The sequence below is a fragment of the Corynebacterium sp. NML180780 genome (assembly GCF_007786415.1).
Taxonomy (GTDB): domain Bacteria; phylum Actinomycetota; class Actinomycetes; order Mycobacteriales; family Mycobacteriaceae; genus Corynebacterium; species Corynebacterium gottingense.
In genome coordinates this window covers 69,932-87,707 of record NZ_VNKN01000002.1, presented here as the reverse complement: position 1 = coordinate 87,707, position 17,776 = coordinate 69,932, and the positions used below count along the sequence as shown (strand labels likewise).

The window sequence follows — 17,776 nt, the reverse complement described above, 5'->3', positions numbered from 1 at the left end:
ACACACCAGAAGGAGGCCGATTGTGCCAGCACACGTGACTGTTTCCCAGTTCCCCGACCGTCCCGCCCTCGTTGCAGCAGTCGCGGAACAGTTCGCCGACCTGTTGCGGGGTATTCAGGCTGACCCCACCGGGGGAATTCACAACGACGGCGTGGCGCGCGTCGTCCTGACCGGCGGTACCGCAGGCATCGAGCTGCTCAGCGCCATGGCAACGCTGAAGGACATCGACTTCAACCGCGTCGAGTTCTTCTTCGGCGACGAACGCAACGTCCCCGCCACTCACCCCGACTCCAACGAGGGACAGGCCCGCGCTGCGCTGCTGAGCAAGGTGAACGTCTCCGACGAGCGTATCCACGGCTGGGGCCTGGACGGCGGTGACATGTCGGACCAGGTGCGCGAGTACGCGTCAACGGTGGCCCAGCACGCCCCGCGAGGGTTCGATCTCCACCTCCTCGGCATGGGCGGCGAGGGTCACATCAATTCGCTCTTTCCCCACACCGACGCCGTGCGCGAGGACACGCGCACCACGCTCGCCGTCACCGATTCGCCCAAGCCACCGGCCGAGCGCGCGACACTGACATTGCCGGCAGTGCGCAGCGCCGAGCGAGTGTGGTTGCTCGTTGCTGGAGCGGAGAAGGCGGAGGCCGCGTCCCACGTCGCGCACGGTGCGCCGGCCGAGGAGTGGCCGGCCGGCGGCGCGCAGGGCCGCGCGGAGACGGTGCTCTTTGTCTCCGACGACGCCGCCTCGATGCTTTAAGCAAAGCGCTTACCGACGCCACGGGCCCCTCCCAGCATTGTTTGCCGGAAGGGGCCCGAGGTCTGTGCCGTATTGCTACGTGCTTGTGCGCGCTACGCCGAGTAGGTCTGGATCAGGTTGAGCGCGATGATGCACGCCACCCAGATCAGCGAGATGATGATGGTGTAGCGGTCCAGGTTCTTCTCCACGATGGTGGAACCGGACAGGTTGGACTGCACGCCACCACCGAAGAGGCTGGACAGGCCGCCGCCCTTGCCCTTGTGGAGCAGGACGAACACGGTCGCAAGCACCGACGCGATTACGAGCACGATCTCCAAAGCCAACGTCATGCGGGACGATCCTCCACTTTCAAATGGGATGTTGGTGAACTTGCTAAATCGTACACCATGGGGAACGCGCCCCGTGCAGCGACCATGCGGTCTGCTGCACGGCGCCTACTGGACCGAGTTTGCTGCCGCAGCGGCCAGCTTGGCAAAGTCCTCGCCGTTGAGCGAAGCACCGCCGACCAGACCGCCGTCGACGTCAGCCTGCCCGACGATCTCGGCGACGGTGTTGGCCTTAACGGAACCGCCGTAGAGGATGCGGATGCCGTCGGCGGTGGCATCGTCGGCAAGCTCGCGCACGAGCTCGCGGATGGCGTGGCACACTTCCTGCGCGTCCTCGGCGGACGCGACCTTGCCGGTGCCGATGGCCCACACGGGCTCGTAGGCGATGACGGTGCGCGATAGTTCCTCGGTGGTCAGGCCGGCCAGGGAGGCACGGGTCTGGTCCTCAACGAAGCTAACGTGCTTGCCTTCCTCACGGACCTCGAGGGGCTCGCCGACGCAGACGATCGGCGACATGCCGTGGTCGAGGGCCTTCTTCGCCTTCGCGGCAACGAGCTCGTCCGACTCGTTGTGGTACTGGCGGCGCTCGGAGTGTCCGACGACAACCCAGGTGCAGCCGAGCTTCTCCAGCATGGTGGCGGAGATCTCGCCGGTGTAGGCGCCGTTGTCGTTGGCGGAGACGTCCTGCGCACCGTAGGTGATCTGCAGCTTATCGCCCTCAACGAGGGTCTGGATGGAACGCAGGTCAGTAAACGGAACGGTCAGTGCGACGTCGACAAGCTCGTAGCCGTCCTTGGGGAACGCGAAGGCAAGCTTCTGAGCGCTGGAGATCGCCTCGAGGTGATCGAGGTTCATCTTCCAGTTGCCTGCGATGAGTGGTTTACGTGCCATGGATTTCTCCTATCGTTTCGGCTTGGTTACTTGGACAGGACTGCGACGCCCGGCAGTTCCTTACCCTCGATGAGTTCGAGGGAAGCGCCGCCGCCGGTGGAGATGTGGGAGAAGCCCGCCTCATCCAGGCCGAGGGTGCGCACGGACGCTGCGGAGTCGCCGCCGCCGACCACGGTGAAAGAGTCGTTGTTCTTGGTCGCAGCGATCATTGCCTCTGCGACAGCCTTGGTGCCGGCGGAGAACTTCGGGAACTCGAAGACGCCCATCGGGCCGTTCCAGAACACAGTCTTGGAGTCCTCAATAGCGGCGGCGTACTTCTTCGCGGTCTCCGGGCCGATGTCCAGGGACATCCAGCCCTCCGGGATGCCGTCCAGGTCCACGATCTTCGTCTCCGCGTCCTTGTCAAACTTCTCAGCGGCGGAGAGGTCGACCGGCAGGAGGAGCTTGTCGCCGTAGCGCTCGATGAGCTCCTTGCAGGTGTCGATCATGTCTTCCTGCAGCAGCGACTCCTGGACGTTGTGGCCCTGCGCTGCGAGGAAGGTGTAGCACATGCCGCCACCGATAACGACCTTGTCTGCCTTCGCTGCGAGCGCCTCGATGACGCCGAGCTTGTCGGAGACCTTGGAACCACCGAGGACAACCACGTACGGGTGGGCCGGGTCATCCTTGACGGAGGACAGCGTGGACACTTCCTTCTCCACCAGGTAGCCGGCGTATGCAGGGAGCTTCTGTGCGACGTCATAGACCGACGCCTGGGCGCGGTGGACGACACCGAAGCCGTCGGACACGAAGGCGCCGTTGTCGGCGGCCAGCGCTGCGAGCTCGGCCGCGAACTCGCCGCGCTCGCTCTCGTCCTTGGAGGTTTCGCGCGGGTCGAAGCGTACGTTCTCCAGCAGGAGGATCTCGCCGTCGGTCAGGCCGTTGGCGCGCTCGTGCGCATCTTCGCCGGAGACGTCGCCGGCGAGAGCAACGAACTGACCGAGGCGTTCGGACAGCGCTTCAGCGACGGGCTTCAGCGAGAACTTCGGGTTGACCTCGCCCTTCGGGCGGCCGAGGTGGGCCATGGCGATCACCTTGGCGCCGCCGTCAAGCAGTGCCTTCAGGGTGGGAAGGGACGCGTCGATGCGGCCCGGGTCAGTAATGTTGCCGTCCTCGTCGAGCGGGACGTTGAAGTCGGAGCGGACCAGAACGTGGCGGCCTTCCACGCCTTCGTCGAGAAGCTGCTTGAGCGTCTGCGTTGCCATTGTTGTCTCCTTGAGTATGTCGTGTTTATTAAGGGGTCTCTCGGGTGCTGAAAAGCCCGGTGCATGCGCATGCGCACACACCGGGCTCATCCGCTGTACCTAGTTTTACAGGTTGTCAGCGACGTGCTTGGTCATGCGCACGAACTGAGAGGTGTAGGACCACTCGTTGTCGTACCAGGAGATGACCTTCACCAGGTTGCCGTCGATGACGCGGGTCATGCCAGCGTCGAAGATAGCGCCGTGGGTGTTGCCGATGATGTCGGAGGAAACCAGCGGCTCCTCGGAGTACTGCATTGCGGTGCCGAGAACCTCGTCCTCGGTAGCCTTCTTCACTGCAGCGTTGACCTCTTCAGCGGTGACGTCCTTGTTCAGCTGGACGGTCAGGTCGGTTGCGGAGCCGGTGATGGTGGGCACGCGCATTGCGAAGCCGTCGAGCTTGCCCTCGAGGTTCGGGAGCACCAGGGCGACTGCCTTTGCAGCGCCGGTGGTGGTCGGAACGATGTTCTGAGCTGCAGCGCGGGCGCGACGCAGGTCCTTGTGCGGTGCGTCCTGCAGGCGCTGGTCGCCGGTGTAGGAGTGAACGGTGGTCATCAGGCCAGACTTGATGCCGAACTCCTCGTCCAGCACCTTGGCCAGCGGAGCCAGGGAGTTGGTGGTGCAGGAAGCGGCGGAGATGACGGTCTGGTCGTTGGTGTAGGAGTCGCTGTTCACGCCCCACACGTAGGTGCCGTCGACGTTCTTGCCCGGAGCGGAGATGATGACCTTTTTCGCGCCAGCGTCGATGTGACCCTTTGCGGTGTCGCCGGAGCGGAAGACGCCGGTGCACTCGAGCACGATGTCGACGCCAGCCTCGCCCCAAGCCAGGTTGGCCGGGTCCTTCTCAGCAGAGACCTCGATGCGACGACCGTCGACGGTGATGGAGTTCTCATCGAACTCAACATCGTGGCCGAACTGGCCGTAAGCGGTGTCGTACTTCATCAGGTGAGCGAGGGTCTCATTGTCAGTCAGATCGTTGATCTTGACAACCTCGAGCTCGCCCTGGAACTTGTCCTGGATGATGCGGAATGCAGAGCGGCCGATGCGACCGAAGCCATTGATGCCAATACGAGTAGTCACTGTAAAATTACTCCTCTTGTTGAGTCGTGTCGGTTGAGATGCAGCGCACCTCATACGGTCAGGTCTGAGAAGCGGAACCTCGTTCGGCGGGGCGCTTCACCTGCGCCGATGCCGTCCACTGGCTCACTTCCTGGCCTGTCGAAATCCAGTGTAGCGACGGACCAGCAACCGTGCATCGGCCTTTCCGCTTCTCGTCAACCCCACAACAACCGGACACAATCGGACGAAAATCCGGGGGTAACTTCCCCAATACCGGTGTGGGTTTTGCGCCCGGTTGACATTCTGACCGCCCCCTCCTCCTGCCAGCTACACGCCTTCAGCACGGCAAACGCGACCGCTCCCCCTCCACCTCTCGAACTCTAGAAAGGTGATACTGAAACAACTTTCGGGTATGGCATATCTCACACCACCCGGAAATAGACGAGTGTGCGATTTGTGATGTCGTTTTACTTCGCGTTCGAAGCGTCGTCGTCCGGCTCGCCGCGCTCGGCCTGCTCAACCGCGGCCTGCGTGTTCGGGATCCCCAGTTCTTTCGCTTCCTTGTCAGCCAGGGAGAGCAGGCGGCGGATGCGACCTGCGACGGCGTCCTTGGTCATCTGCGGGTCCGCGAGCTTGCCCAGCTCCTCGAGCGAGGCGTGGCGGTGCTCCACACGCAGATACCCCGCCTCCGCGAGGTGCTCGGGCACGTTGTCGCCCAGGATCTCCATCGCGCGCTCCACGCGGCGCGCTGCCGCGGCTGCCGCCTGTGCGGACCTGCGCGTGTTCGCGTCGTCGAATGTTGCCAGCCGCTGCCCCGAACGCGCGCGCAGCTGCTTCCGCTTGCGCTTTTCGTCCCACTCCAGGCGAGCGAGCGGTGCGCCCATCCTGCTCAGCAGGATGGCGATCGTCTCCCCGTCGCGGACGAAGACTCGCTCGATGCCACGCGTTTCCTTCGTCCGCGTCGCCACGTCAAGCCGGTGCCCCAACCCGACGAGTGCCAAGGCGGCAGTTTCCTCAGGGCACGCCACCTCGAGCGCCGCGGTGCGCCCTGGCTCAGTGAGCGAGCCGCGGGCGAGGAACGCCCCGCGCCAAGCAGCCTCCACATCCGCGATCGGGCCGGAGATGATAGTGTGCGGCATCCCTTCCACGGGATGCCCGGAGGCCGTGACCAAGCGGAGCTTCCGCACAACCTCGCGCAACCCGTCAGAAACGGTCACCACGCACTTGCGTTCCTTGCTCGCGGAACCGGGGGCGATGACCTCGAGCGTGGTCGCGACACCGGTGGTCGCGTCAAGCAACTGCTGCAATCGCTCGGCGACGGGGTGCTCGACAAGTTCAACGCGCAGGACCGTACCGTGTGGCGTCTGCTCGTACGCTCCGGCGTACCGGATCATCGCCGTTGCTTCCGCAATCTGCGCGCTTGCCTGGGTGGCGCGTACGCTCAGCAGCTCATCTTTGACTTTCGCGGTCAGCGCCACCGTGGTCCTTTCCCTTCGCAGTTGATGTCTCGCAGGCCTCTCGCTTCGCACCGGGGCCAGGTGTACCGACGCCTGATTCTAGCGTGCCCGGTACAACTCCAAAATTGCCGTTGCCAACTTGTCCGGGTCGTGCTTCTCGGCCTGCTTGCCCTCCGGCACGGGCTGGTGGACGTCACGGAACGCGATTTTTGCGCCGAGCCGTTCCGCGGCGCGCTGGAGATGCGTGCGCTCCCCCTCGGATGGGCTGATGTGGTTGTCCGCGACGAGGTAGTCGACCTGCAGCTCTGGCGCGTGTTGGCTAAGGACGTGGATGTGGCGCTCCGTGCTAAAGCCCGGGGTCTCCCCGGCCTGCGGCAGAAGGTTGAGCATTACCACGACCATGGCGTCCGTCTTGTTCAGCGCAGCGACGATCTCCGGAACCAGGAGGTGCGGGAGCACGGACGAAAACCAGGAGCCTGGCCCGATGGTGACGATGTCCGCATCCCGAATCGCCGCCACGGCTTCCGCGGAAGCTGCGGGCTGCTCGGGCAGCAAGCGAACCCGCCGGACAGCACCAGAGGTGGACGCCACCGCCGCCTGACCACGCACGGAACGGAGAACGCGGGGGTCATCATCAAGCCCGGAGACATCCGCCTCGATGTCCAACGGCTGTGAGCACATCGGGATCACTCGGCCCGCGGACCGCGTCCACTTCGCCACAATGTCCAGCGCGGTCTGCATGTCGCCGAAGCGCTCCACCAGGCTCACCAGCATGAGGTTTCCTAGCGGGTGTCCCGCCATCACACCGTTTCCCCCGAAGCGGTGCTGCAGCGCCTCGCGCCACAGCTCCCCGTCCTCGTCGTCCGCAGTAAGCGCGGCCGTGGCCATGCGCAGGTCCCCGGGCGGGATGATGGGGAATTCACGGCGCAAGCGGCCGGAGGAGCCACCGTCATCGGCGACGGTCACGACGGCGTTAATGTCCGTCGCTTGCGCACGCCGCGCAGCCAGCAGTGTTTGATACAGACCATGACCGCCACCCAGGCAGGTGAACGCAAGGCGTTCGCTCGAGCTCATCGCGGTCTCCTTTCAACGGGGAAGCTATGAAGAATTGGATACGGCAAGGTGGCGGGCCCTCTGACCCGCCCACCCAGTGTGGTTGCGCTGCAGCGCTAGTTTCTGCAGAGGTCGCGGTGCAAGACGTTGACTTCCAGGCGTGGCTTCTGCTGCAGCCGCCGGCCGATTTCCTCTGCGACCGCGACGGACCGGTGGTGCCCGCCCGTGCACCCCACCCCGACGGTGATGAAGTCCTTGCCCTCGTGCTGGTAGCCCTCGAGCGTGCTACTGAGCAGTCGCACAAAGTTGTCGATGAACGGTTCCGCGTCATCCCGGCTCAGCACGTAGTCCGACACCGGCTTGTCCACGCCACGGAACTCGCGCAGCTCCGGCACCCAGTAAGGATTCGGGAGGAAGCGCACGTCGAGCACGATGTCCGCGTCGCGCGGCGAGCCGTGTTTGAACCCAAAGGATTCCAGTGTGACGTGCTGCTTCCCGGTCGCAAGCTCGCCTATCGACGCCTCAATCGAACGCCGCAGGTCGTGCACTGATTGATTGGTCGTGTCAATGATCACGTCGGCGATGTCGCGCACCGGCTCGAGCGCCTCGCGCTCACGCTCGATGCCGTGCTGCAGCGTGTCCCCATCCTGGAGCGGGTGGGTGCGCCGCACCGAGTCGAACCTGCGGATCAGCACGTCATCACGCGCCTCGAGGTACAGGATGAACGGGGCGAACCCGAGCTTCTTGATCTCCGAGATCGTATTCATCAACGACCCGTTGAACTTCCTCGCGCGCACGTCCGTCACCACGGCGAGACGCGACACCGGGGAATCCTTCGCGGTCGACATGCCCACCAGCTCCAGAATCAGCTGCGGGGGCAGGTTCTGGGACACGAAATAGCCCTTGTCCTCAAAAATCTTCGCAGCGGTGGAAAGCCCGCCGCCTGACAAGCCGGTAATGATGACCGGGTGGAGCGGTTGGTCCTGGTGCTGAGTCATACGGCCATCCTAACGGAACTCGGACCGCGCCTGTCCCAGTCCGCGTCAGAATACGCCGCAATATTCAGGAATATTCAGTGAGGTGCTCATTCTCCCTTGTGCAGGTGCTCGTAGATCGTCGCGGCCAGCTTTGGCCCAACGCCGTTGACCTCTTCGATTTGCTCCACGGACGCCGCTTTCATCTTCTTCACGCTGCCAAAGTGCTTGACCAGCTCCGACCGTCGGGAGGGCCCCAGGCCAGGGATCGCATCCAGGGCGGAGGAACGCATGCGCTTGGAGCGCTGCTGGCGGTGGTACGTGATGGCAAAGCGGTGAGCCTCGTCGCGGATCTGCTGGAGGAGATACATACCCTCCGAGTTGCGCGGCAGGATCACCGGCTCGTCATCGTCCGGGACCCAGATTTCCTCGAGGCGCTTGGCCAGGCCGATGAGTTGGACATCAACCACGCCCAACTCGTCGAAAATTGCCTGCGCGGCATCGACCTGGGGCTTGCCGCCATCGACGATGAACAACTGCGGCGGATACGCGAACCGCTTGTTGTTGGTCGTTTCCACCTCGGAGGCTTCCTCCGCAAACATCACTGCGGCAGACTCCTCGTCCGGGTTGGCCAGCTTGTCCTCGTCGTAGCGCTTGAAGCGGCGGCTGGTCACTTCGGCGATCGAGCCGACGTCGTTGGAGTGACCGTCGCCGGCGGCTTCCTTGATGCGGTAGCGTCGATAATCTTGCTTCTTGGGCAGGCCATCCTCAAACACGACGAGCGAAGCCACCACGTCGGTGCCCTGGATGTGCGAAATATCCGTGCACTCCATCCGAAGCGGCGCCTCCTCCATGCCAAGCGCGTCCTGGATGTCCTGGAGCGCCTGGGAACGGGCGGTGAGGTCGCCGACCCGCTTCAGCTTGTGCTGGTGCAGCGCATCGGCGGCGTTCTTGCGCACGGTCTCCATCAGGGCCGCCTTGTCACCGCGCTGCGGGACGCGGATGTTCACCTGTGCGCCGCGCAGGCCCTCGAGCAGCTTCGTGACTTCCTCTTCCTCGTCCGGCATAGCGCACACGAGGATCTCCTTGGGCACCGGAACTGGCGAGCGCACCTCCGCGTGCGATTCCTGGTCCACGCCGCGGCGTTTGATGGTCTCCGCGGCCCGACGGGCGTCCTCCGCCTGTTCCTGCTTTTGGCGCTCCACCGCGTCGGAGTAGTACTGCACGAGGAAGTTCTGCACGAGCACGGGCAGCGCAGGATCTGGTCCATCGCCGTCGAGGCGCTCCGCGGAGCCGGGCTCGTCGCCAGACTTCTCCACCACCCAGCCGCGCTGCGAGCGGATGCGGCCGCCGCGGACATTGAAGATCTGCACCGCGGCTTCCAATTCGTCCGTATCGAAGGCGATGATGTCCGCATCCGTATCGGGGCTGAGCACGACCGTTTGGCGCTCCATGACCTTTTTGACGGCGCCGAGGTCATCGCGAAGCCGCGCGGCCTTCTCAAACTCGAGGTGCTCCGCGGCGGACTCCATCTGCGCAGTCATATCGCGCACGACTTTGTCCGTATTGCCGGACATAAACCCCATAAATCCAGCAACGATGTCTTCGTATTCCGACTCGTCGACCCTACCCACGCACGGCGCGGCGCACTTGTCGATGTACCCAAGCAGGCAGGGGCGCCCCAACGTCTCGTGGCGGTTATACACGCCGTTGGAACAGGTGCGGATGGGAAACACCCGGGTGAGCAGGTCAAGCGTTTCGCGCACTGCCCACGCGTGGGAATACGGGCCGAAATAACGCACCCCCTTCCGCTTGGGCCCGCGATAGAAGAAGGCTCGCGGGTACCGCTCGCGCACGCTCACGGCGAGCATCGGGTACGTCTTATCATCCCGATACATCACGTTGAACCAAGGATCGAACCTCTTAATCCACGTGTACTCGAGCTGGAGCGCCTCCACCTCGCTGGCCACCACGGTCCACTCCACCGAGGCCGCGGTGAACACCATCTGCCTGGTGCGCGGGTGCAGGTGCTCGGGCGGCTGGAAGTAGTTGTTCAGCCTTGCGCGAAGGCTTTTAGCCTTGCCCACGTACACGACACGACCATTCGCGTCGCGGAACTTATACACTCCCGGCTCCGTCGGAATGGTCCCTGGGGCCGGGCGGTAGTCCTTCGGGTTCGCCACGTGGGCGCTCCTCCTTCACACATCGGCGACAGGAGGTTAATCCTGCGGCATGTACTTCGCTTCAAGCTCTCGGAATTGGCCAACGGTGCGCAACGCGCTCTCCTTGTCTCCGGATTGGATGGCCCACAGCGGGACGTACTCAAAGTCCGGGAGTTCAAGGCGCGCCATGCGGGCACCCTTGGGGAACGAGAGTCCGTAGACCACGAGCCAGGGATAGAACCTCGTCCCGATGATGTTGGAGACCTCCACGCCGTCTTCATTAGCGCGAACGCGAGGGCGGGTCAGGAAGTACCAGGACAAGGCGGAGATGATGAGTCCGACGCCGATGAACGCGAACTTGTCCACGCCGGTGATGGCCACCCCGGTGAACTTCACGTCCACGACGGCCGACATAAAGATATGTACAGCCATCACTACGATGATCCAGACGATGGCCACACGCCTGAGAAACGGCGATTTCGCCGTGAATTCCCACGACTTGGACGACGTCACCGCGTGGGGGTCGAGAGCGTTGAGGTACGCGAGTTCTTCGTCGCTGAGCTTCCTCGATTGGGTTGTATCCTCCGACACTCGCTTCTCCCTTTCCTGCCTCGTCTATAGGTGTGCTGCGTTGGGGTACCAGGAACCTGCTACGGGTCCCTTCGGATACTAGTCCCGCTCGTGCAGCGCCCGTACTTTGCCCAGCTCGACTGCGGCGCTGAGCGCGGCTCGTACGGCCAACGCTCCCCTGTCTTCCTTCGCGTCCTCGCCGCCAGAGCGCTCGTAGGCCTGGTCCTCGTCCTCGACGGTGAGCACACCGTTGCCCACCGGAGTGCCCTCGTCCAGCGACACCCTGGTCAGGCCACTGGTTACGGAGTCGCACACGACCTCGAAGTGGGCCGTCTTGCCGCGGATCACGCACCCGAGGGCGACCACCGCGTCGTAGCGGCGCGCGCACGCCTGGGTCACCACGGGGAGCTCCATCGCCCCATCCACGAGGTACTCATCTGCCTTCGCCCCGAGCTCGCGCGCGGTATCCCGAGCGCGCTCGCGCATCATGTCCACAATGCGTGCGTTCCAGCGAGTCGCCACAATGGCGAGGGTGTATCCCTCAGCGTTCGGGGAATAATCCTCCGGCGCACCGGAAGCGGTCATGCGTATAACACTCCTTCAACGCGCGTACTGCGCGAGGCGTAAGTCCCGTGGCGCCCGTCGCAACGCGCGCGCCCTGGGATGAGATCGGTTTTGCGACAGACTGACAGGGTTCAGGATACGTGTCAACTCGCGGAACTGGGACCGCTGGTTGCCTCCTGTGCCAATTCGCGCAGTCGCTCCACCGCCTGCGCAGGATCGTCGGCGCCGAACACGGCGGAGCCCGCGACGAACGCGTCGACGCCAGCCTCCGCGGCTTGGGCGATGGTCGCGTTGCCGATCCCGCCGTCGATGCCGATGATGGTGTCCAAGCCCTCCGCGGCAATGTGGTCGCGCAACGTCATCACCTTGCGCAACACCTCGGGCATAAACTTCTGCCCGCCGAAGCCGGGCTCCACGCTCATCACCATGACCTGATCAAACTCCGACACCGAGTCGAGGTACGGCTCGATCGGGGTGCCAGGCTTGACGGCAAAGCCAGCCTGGACGCCGAGCTCACGGCACTGGCGCGCCGCGGCAACGTGGTCCCTGGTCGCCTCCACGTGAAAAACCAGCCGGTCGCCGCCCGCTTCGACGTAGGTGGCGAACCACCGCTCCGGCTCCTCGATCATCAGGTGCATGTCCAGGAACTGGTCGGTGACACCGTTGACGGCTTTGGTCACGTCCGGACCGAACGAGAGGTTGGGCACGAAATGACCGTCCATGATGTCCACGTGGAGCAGGTCTGCCGAGGGGACTTTCCGCACGTCCGCGCCAAGATTGGCGTAGTCGGCGGCCAGGATGGAGGGGGCGATGTAGATCATGCCACCAAGCCTACTTCTTGCGCAGGACCGCGAAGAACATCGCGTCGGTGCCGTGCCGGTGTGGCCACATCTGCACGCTCGGAAATTCGCCTGTGTGCTCCATGCCGCAGGCGAACTCGGCGGCGCCGAGTTCCTCAACCCCGCCTTCACCCAGCGCCGCGTCGACGACACCGCGCGTCTCCCGTAGGTCCGGCGAGCAAGTGGAGTACACGATGACGCCGCCGGGGCGCGCCAGGCGAATCGCGGAGGCAAGAAGCTCGGACTGCAGGGTGGTCAGCTCGGCGATGTCTCGCTCGGACTTGGTCCAGCGCGCCTCCGGGCGACGGCGCAGCGCGCCAAGGCCGGAGCAGGGGGCGTCGACAAGCACTCGATCGTAGCCCGGTGCGAGACCAGGATCGCGGCCGTCCGCGGTGTGAACGCGGACCGGGAGACCGTCGGTTGCCTTGCGGACGAGCTCCGCGCGGTGCGCGCTGCTCTCCACGGCGTCGACCGACGCGCCGTCAATGCGCGCGAGCGCGCCCATCAGCGCCGCCTTGCCGCCGGGCCCCGCGCACAAGTCAAGCCATTTGCCTTGATCTCCCTCAACGGGCACTTCAGCGACGGCGCGGGCGATGAGCTGCGAGCCCTCGTCCTGCACGGCGGCGAGCCGCTCACGAACTGGCTCGAGCTGACCGGGATCGCCCTCATCGAGGTACACCGCGTACGGGGAGTAAGTCCCTTCCTCCCCACCGATGCTCAGTGCCAGCTCCTCGGCAGAGAGCTCGCCGGGCCGGGCGACCAGGTGCACAGTGGGGCGAGCCGAATCCGACTCGAGGGCGCGCTCCAGCTCGGCCAGCTGGTCGGGCGAGGACTCGCTGTCGAGCCCGAGCGCGGCGAAGAAGGAGCGTGCGATCCAGGCCGGGTGCGCGTGGCGGAACGCCGCCGCCTCCAGCGCGCCAGAGGGCGTGAGCCGGTCAAACCACTGCTGGGGCGTGGAGCGGTCGACCGTGCGCAGGATGCCATTGGCAAAGCCCTTCGCCTTACCTTGACCGGCGGCCTCGACCAGCCGCACCGACGTGTCCACCGCCGCGTGCGAGGACACACGGGTGTAGAGCAGCTGGTAGGTGCCCAGGCGAAGCGCCGCCAGCACCCGCGGGTCGATCCGGTCCAGCTCACGCGAGGAGTTCTCCGCGATCACCGCGTCCAGCACACCCTGTGTGCGCAGCGCACCGTACGTCAGCTCAGTGGCAAACGCCGCGTCGCGCCCGGAGATCTTGCGCTCCCGCAGCAGCGCCGGCAGCGCCAGGTTCGCGTACGCGCCCTCCTCGCTCACGCGGAGCAGCACGTCAAAGGCCGCCTCTCGCGCCGCGTCTCCGGTACGCGTAACGGGCCCCCGCTTGCTGGCGCCACCACGCCGGCTCGCCTGGCCGCGGCGGTCACCCCGGCCGTTTCTCTGCCCCTTGCGCTCGGGCTCCTGGTTGCGCGCTGTCTCCTGGCTGCGCCGCCCTGCCGAGCGGGATCGGAATCCTCCGCTCATGCGAACACCACTCCCTGCTCAATCTGCGCCGGCTGTAGGCCGCGGCCCCAGTCGGCGGCGTTCATCCGCTTCTTTCCCGGCGGCTGGATCGTGCCCAGCACCACGTCCTGCGTCGCGGTGCCCACGACAACCCGGTTCTTTTCTACCCGCACCGCGCCGGGCGTGAGCGTGTCTTCGTCGGTAAGCGCGACGGGGCCCAGCTTGTAACGGTCGTCGCCCACCGTCGTCCACGCGCCGGGGCCCGGGGTATGGGCGCGCACGGCGCGGTCGATGTCGGCGGCGGCTGCGGACCAGTCCACGCGGGCGTCGGCAGGCACGATCTTGGGCGCGTAGGTGGCCTCCCCCGATTGCGGTGTGGGTGTGACCGTGCCATTTTCGAGCCCCGTCATGGTGTCCGCGAGGAGGTCCGCGCCGGCGTAGGCCAGGCGCGTGAGCAGATCGTCGGCGGTGTCCTCCGCGCCGATGGTCTCGGTGATGGTGCCGAGGACCTCGCCGGTGTCCAAACCTTTGTCGATGCGGAAGGTGCTCGCGCCCGTCTCCGCATCACCCGCGAGGATCGCGGACTGGACCGGCGCCGCGCCGCGCCACCGCGGCAGGAGCGAAAAGTGCAGGTTGACCCACCCGTGCCTCGGTATGCCCAGCATGTCCTCCGGGATGAGATTGCCGTACGCCACCACCGGGATTGCGTCAGGCGCCAGCGCCGTGAGTCGGTCCCGAATCTCCTCGTTTTCGCGCAAGCTCTCCGGTGCCAGGACCTCGATGCCGTGCTCGACCGCAAGCGCCTTGACCGGCGAGGGGTGCAGCGTACGGCCGCGCCCGCGCCGCGCGTCGGGCCGAGTGAGCACCGCCACGACCTCGTGCTGTGAATCAATGAGTCGCTGCAACGCCACCACCGCTGGTTCCGGGGTGCCGGCGAACACTAGCCGCATATCCTTCTCCTCCCCCGGTCGCCCGGGCTTATCGACGTCACCGCCCCCGCACCACTCGTGCGCCGCAGGCAGCGTTTGCCCGCCCAGTCTACTGCTCCTCCGCGGCGCCTAACCCACGTCTATCGGGTTGACCTGAACGCGCAGGGGAAGGGTCTGCCGCCGCACCGCCCGGTTGATCAGTCCGGTGCGGAGCGCCGTACCAAGCGCGGCGCGGCCATGGAGCGGTGAGCGCACGAGCATCCGCTGGGCCGGGCCGTACTCGCCCCGGTCCCATTCACCCGGGACGTCGATCCCCGGCGGGAGGTCGACCGGCCCGAGCACCTCCGCGTGGTCCGGCAACTCCACGTTGCCAAAGAAGTCGTCCAACGCCTTGCGCGGCGCGTCCACCACAGCGATGTGCACCGCGGGCGGGAAGCGGGCGTCCCGCCGCTGCGCCAGCTCGAGTGCCGCGTGCCCGCGGGCGTCCCACCGGATCAGATGCTGCACGACCGGGAGCGACGGCTCCGCGACCACGACAACCTCGCCGCCGTCGGCGTGCGGCTGCACAAGCGCGGCAGCGGCCGCCCACTTGGCGTACGTGTCCTCCACCGCCCGCAGGTCCGGCCGCTGCAGCAGCGCCCACACGTCCAGCAGCACGGCCGCGCCGTAGCTTCCTTCCGCGACCGGCTCAGCCCCCGGGGTGGCCACAATGATCGCCGGCTCCGCGGGCACGGCATCCAGGACCTTGTCGCCCCACGATGTGCGCACCCGGAACTGCACGAACGCCCTGCCAAGTTCCTCTGCCGTGCGCTCGGTGCCCAGCACCATCGCGCGCACCCGTTTCGACCCGCACTCCGGACACACGTGCGCCGGGTCCATGCGGCCGCACCACCGACACGTCGGCGCCGACGCCTCGCCGCCGGCGGGCAGGCCGAGCGGGCCGTTGCACCACCTGCAGCGCGCCGGCGCGCGGCACTGCCCGCAGGCCAGGGACTGGATGTAGCCGGTGCGCGGGACCTGGAAGAGCACCGGCGTCCCGCGGCGCAGCGCAGCGCGCACGGCCATGAAGGCCGCCGACGGCATCCTTGCCTGCCGCGCCCGGGGGTCCCGCTCCATAGCGGCGTCCGAGTCCCCCGCCGCGTGGATGCGTGGGCTGACCTGCCGGAGCACCGCCCGCGGGGCGAGCAGCTCGTGCATCCAACCGCGCTCCACAAACAGCTGCGTTTCCGCGGTCCGCGCATGCCCGCCGATGATCAGCGGCACCTGCTCCTGCGCCGAGCGGGTGGTGAGTACTTCGCGTGCGTGAGCGTAGGGCGCGCGGGGGTCAACCAGGCTCTCGTCCCCATCATGCATGAGCACTATCAACCGCAAGTTGCGCACGGGGGCAAACGCCGCCGAGCGGGTCCCCACCACGATCCGGCCCTGGCCGTGCAAGATCGAGAGGTAGCGCGAGTACCGTGCCTGCGGCCCCTGCTTCGCGGTGAGCGTGGTCACCTGGCGCGCCGAAACGTACTCGCGCAGCGCTGCTTCGCACCGGTCCACGTCGCGTTGGTCGGGCACGACGACGAGCGCGCCGCCCCCGCTGAGCGCGACCTTCGCGGCGAGCGCCCCCACTGTCGCGGCCCAGTCCTCGCCAGGCACGACCTGCCAGGCGGCGCGTGCGAGTTTCCCGTCCAGGACTGCGTCGACAAAGCTCTCCCCGTATTGATAGGAGCTCCACGCAGAGAGGTCTGGCTCGGTCGCCTCCCCCAGCTCGTCCCAGGGCGTCGACGTATCGGTCTCCTCGGCTTTGGCGTGGCGCGCCGGGATGGCGGAGCGGTAGATGTCGGAGCGGACGCCGGCGTAGCGCTGCGCGAGGGCGTCGATAAGCAAGCGCAACTGCTCTGGCGCGACGACCTCCGGCGAGATGACGCGCTCGATGAAGCGAAGGTTCCCCTCGTGCGAGGAGACCGCAGTGCGCTCGAGCACAATCGCGTCCACCAGTCGGCCCGCAAAGCGGATCCGCACCCGCACCCCGGGCTGCGCGGCGTCGGAGTCGCCCTCCGTGACCAGGTAGTCGAAGGGGCGGTCCAGCTGCGCCAGGCCCAACATCGGCAGCACCCGCGCGACGGGGTACTGGGTTGCGGGCGACGACGACATGGTGCCCGAGTTTAGCGCACTAACTGGCGGCGGCCTTGAGCTCCTCCGCCTTGTTCAATTGCTCCCACGGCAGCTCCACATCGGTGCGGCCGAAGTGTCCGTACGCTGCGGTTTGGGCGTAGATCGGGCGCAGCAGGTCAAGCTCGCGGATGATCGCGGCAGGTCGGAGATCAAAGACCTTCTCCACGGCCTGCTGGATCGTGGCATCCGTCTGGCCCTCGGCGGCGGTGCCGAAGGTCTCCACGTACAGGCCCACCGGAGTGGCGCGACCAATGGCGTACGCCACCTGGACCTCGACGCGCTCTGCCAGGCCCGCGGCGACGATGTTCTTGGCCACCCAGCGCATTGCGTACGCGGCCGAGCGGTCCACCTTTGAGGGGTCCTTGCCCGAGAACGCGCCGCCGCCGTGGCGGGCCATGCCGCCGTAGGTGTCCACGATGATCTTGCGGCCGGTCAGCCCGGCGTCCCCCATCGGGCCGCCGAGCACAAACGAGCCGGACGGGTTCACCAGCAGCTTCGTGTCCGGCGTGTAGTACTGCTCCAGACTGGCGTCCTTGACTACCCACTCGAGGACCTCGGTACGCAGGGCGTTGCGCAGCGCTTCGCCGGTGAAGTCCGGGTCGTGCTGCGTGGAAATCACCACGGTGTCCAGCGCGACGGGGGTGTTGCCGTCGTAGGCGAAGGTGACCTGGGTCTTGCCGTCGGGACGCAGGCCCACCACTTTGCCCAGCTTGCGCACCTCCGTGAGCCTGCGCGACAGGCGGTGCGCGGTGGAAATGGGAAGCGGCATGTACTCCGGCGTTTCATTCGTGGCGTACCCAAACATGAGGCCCTGGTCGCCGGCACCGGCTTGATCGTCCGCCTCCGCGGAGGACTGCTCGCGGACCTCCTGCGAGGTCGACACGCCCTCCGAAATCTCCAGCGACTGGTCACCGATCGCGATATTGACGCCGCACGTACGCCCGTCGAACCCCACCTCGGACGACGTAAAGCCGATGCCGACCAGCTTGTCGCGCACGATCTTCGCAATGTTGGAGTACGCCGTCGTGTTGACCTCGCCGACCACGTGCACCTGTCCGGTGGTGACCAGGGTCTCTACAGCCACGCGCGCTGCCGGATCCTGCGCGAGCATGTCATCCAGGATGGCATCCGAGATGGCATCGCAGATCTTATCGGGGTGGCCCTCGGTCACCGACTCGCTGGTAAACAAACGGTAGTAAGGATCAGTAGACAAAATGGTCTCGCTTTCGGTGCAGCACTGTTTCGTATCTCATCGCCGTGCGGGCGAAGCGCGAGCGG

The 17,776-nt window shown here is 66.1% G+C and carries 16 protein-coding genes; 1 reads left to right on the top strand and 15 read right to left on the bottom strand.

Annotation, left to right across the window (positions count from 1 at the left end):
* Positions 1–22 precede the first annotated feature (22 nt).
* Positions 23–757, top strand: coding sequence for a 6-phosphogluconolactonase (gene pgl / locus FPP74_RS01605; RefSeq protein WP_255456028.1), 735 nt, complete (start codon positions 23–25; stop codon positions 755–757).
* A gap of 92 nt (positions 758–849) precedes the next feature.
* On the opposite strand, the gene secG is transcribed toward pgl, so the two are convergent.
* From secG to metK, 15 genes are all read right to left on the bottom strand, one after another.
* Complete coding sequence (gene secG / locus FPP74_RS01600; protein ID WP_095276455.1) at positions 850–1,086, bottom strand: preprotein translocase subunit SecG; 237 nt, start codon at positions 1,084–1,086, stop codon at positions 850–852.
* 105 nt (positions 1,087–1,191) lie between these two features.
* A complete protein-coding gene (gene tpiA / locus FPP74_RS01595) occupies positions 1,192–1,974 on the bottom strand; it encodes a triose-phosphate isomerase (RefSeq protein ID WP_095553725.1) in 783 nt (260 codons plus the stop codon).
* 26 nt (positions 1,975–2,000) lie between these two features.
* Complete coding sequence (gene pgk / locus FPP74_RS01590) at positions 2,001–3,218, bottom strand: phosphoglycerate kinase (protein ID WP_144716956.1); 1,218 nt, start codon at positions 3,216–3,218, stop codon at positions 2,001–2,003.
* A 105-nt stretch (positions 3,219–3,323) separates the two neighbouring features.
* On the bottom strand, positions 3,324–4,334 hold the full coding sequence (gene gap / locus FPP74_RS01585; RefSeq protein WP_144716954.1) for a type I glyceraldehyde-3-phosphate dehydrogenase: 1,011 nt from the start codon (positions 4,332–4,334) through the stop codon (positions 3,324–3,326).
* A 446-nt stretch (positions 4,335–4,780) separates the two neighbouring features.
* Positions 4,781–5,791, bottom strand: coding sequence for a DNA-binding protein WhiA (gene whiA / locus FPP74_RS01580; protein ID WP_144716951.1), 1,011 nt, complete (start codon positions 5,789–5,791; stop codon positions 4,781–4,783).
* 78 nt (positions 5,792–5,869) lie between these two features.
* The gene (gene yvcK / locus FPP74_RS01575) at positions 5,870–6,844 is read right to left on the bottom strand and encodes a uridine diphosphate-N-acetylglucosamine-binding protein YvcK (RefSeq protein ID WP_144716949.1); all 975 of its coding nucleotides are present in this window, start codon (positions 6,842–6,844) and stop codon (positions 5,870–5,872) included.
* A gap of 95 nt (positions 6,845–6,939) precedes the next feature.
* Positions 6,940–7,821: an RNase adapter RapZ gene (rapZ, locus tag FPP74_RS01570; RefSeq protein WP_144716948.1), complete on the bottom strand. Its 882-nt coding sequence runs from the start codon at positions 7,819–7,821 to the stop codon at positions 6,940–6,942.
* A gap of 86 nt (positions 7,822–7,907) precedes the next feature.
* Positions 7,908–9,980, bottom strand: a complete 2,073-nt coding sequence (gene uvrC, locus FPP74_RS01565) for an excinuclease ABC subunit UvrC (RefSeq protein WP_144716946.1) — start codon at positions 9,978–9,980, stop codon at positions 7,908–7,910.
* A gap of 36 nt (positions 9,981–10,016) precedes the next feature.
* Positions 10,017–10,550, bottom strand: a complete 534-nt coding sequence (locus FPP74_RS01560; RefSeq protein ID WP_144716944.1) for a PH domain-containing protein — start codon at positions 10,548–10,550, stop codon at positions 10,017–10,019.
* A 78-nt stretch (positions 10,551–10,628) separates the two neighbouring features.
* Positions 10,629–11,114, bottom strand: a complete 486-nt coding sequence (gene ribH / locus FPP74_RS01555) for a 6,7-dimethyl-8-ribityllumazine synthase (RefSeq protein WP_095276428.1) — start codon at positions 11,112–11,114, stop codon at positions 10,629–10,631.
* Positions 11,115–11,236: 122 nt separating this feature from the next.
* Positions 11,237–11,914 carry a ribulose-phosphate 3-epimerase gene (gene rpe / locus FPP74_RS01550; protein ID WP_095545770.1) on the bottom strand — a complete coding sequence of 226 codons (678 nt, stop codon included), beginning with the start codon at positions 11,912–11,914 and terminating at the stop codon, positions 11,237–11,239.
* Positions 11,915–11,924: 10 nt separating this feature from the next.
* Positions 11,925–13,430 (bottom strand): RsmB/NOP family class I SAM-dependent RNA methyltransferase, encoded by a 1,506-nt coding sequence (locus tag FPP74_RS01545; RefSeq protein ID WP_144716942.1) that lies wholly within the window; start codon positions 13,428–13,430, stop codon positions 11,925–11,927.
* Positions 13,427–14,359, bottom strand: a complete 933-nt coding sequence (fmt, locus tag FPP74_RS01540) for a methionyl-tRNA formyltransferase (RefSeq protein WP_144716940.1) — start codon at positions 14,357–14,359, stop codon at positions 13,427–13,429. Before fmt ends, FPP74_RS01545 begins: the two co-directional genes overlap by 4 nt.
* 108 nt (positions 14,360–14,467) lie before the next feature.
* Positions 14,468–16,477: a primosomal protein N' gene (locus tag FPP74_RS01535; protein WP_144716938.1), complete on the bottom strand. Its 2,010-nt coding sequence runs from the start codon at positions 16,475–16,477 to the stop codon at positions 14,468–14,470.
* Positions 16,478–16,496: 19 nt separating this feature from the next.
* Positions 16,497–17,711, bottom strand: a complete 1,215-nt coding sequence (gene metK / locus FPP74_RS01530; RefSeq protein ID WP_370511780.1) for a methionine adenosyltransferase — start codon at positions 17,709–17,711, stop codon at positions 16,497–16,499.
* Positions 17,712–17,776: the final 65 nt, after the last annotated feature.

What these genes read in the sequence shown, in the direction of transcription:
- FPP74_RS01545 (WP_144716942.1), bottom strand. Translation starts at nt 13,430, where the DNA reads ATGAGCGGAGGATTCCGATCCCGCTCGGCAGGGCGGCGCAGCCAGGAG.
- tpiA (WP_095553725.1), bottom strand. Translation starts at nt 1,974, where the DNA reads ATGGCACGTAAACCACTCATCGCAGGCAACTGGAAGATGAACCTCGAT.
- fmt (WP_144716940.1), bottom strand. Translation starts at nt 14,359, where the DNA reads ATGCGGCTAGTGTTCGCCGGCACCCCGGAACCAGCGGTGGTGGCGTTG.
- pgk (WP_144716956.1), bottom strand. Translation starts at nt 3,218, where the DNA reads ATGGCAACGCAGACGCTCAAGCAGCTTCTCGACGAAGGCGTGGAAGGC.
- ribH (WP_095276428.1), bottom strand. Translation starts at nt 11,114, where the DNA reads ATGACCGCTTCCGGTGCGCCGGAGGATTATTCCCCGAACGCTGAGGGA.
- yvcK (WP_144716949.1), bottom strand. Translation starts at nt 6,844, where the DNA reads ATGAGCTCGAGCGAACGCCTTGCGTTCACCTGCCTGGGTGGCGGTCAT.
- rpe (WP_095545770.1), bottom strand. Translation starts at nt 11,914, where the DNA reads ATGATCTACATCGCCCCCTCCATCCTGGCCGCCGACTACGCCAATCTT.
- FPP74_RS01535 (WP_144716938.1), bottom strand. Translation starts at nt 16,477, where the DNA reads ATGTCGTCGTCGCCCGCAACCCAGTACCCCGTCGCGCGGGTGCTGCCG.
- secG (WP_095276455.1), bottom strand. Translation starts at nt 1,086, where the DNA reads ATGACGTTGGCTTTGGAGATCGTGCTCGTAATCGCGTCGGTGCTTGCG.
- rapZ (WP_144716948.1), bottom strand. Translation starts at nt 7,821, where the DNA reads ATGACTCAGCACCAGGACCAACCGCTCCACCCGGTCATCATTACCGGC.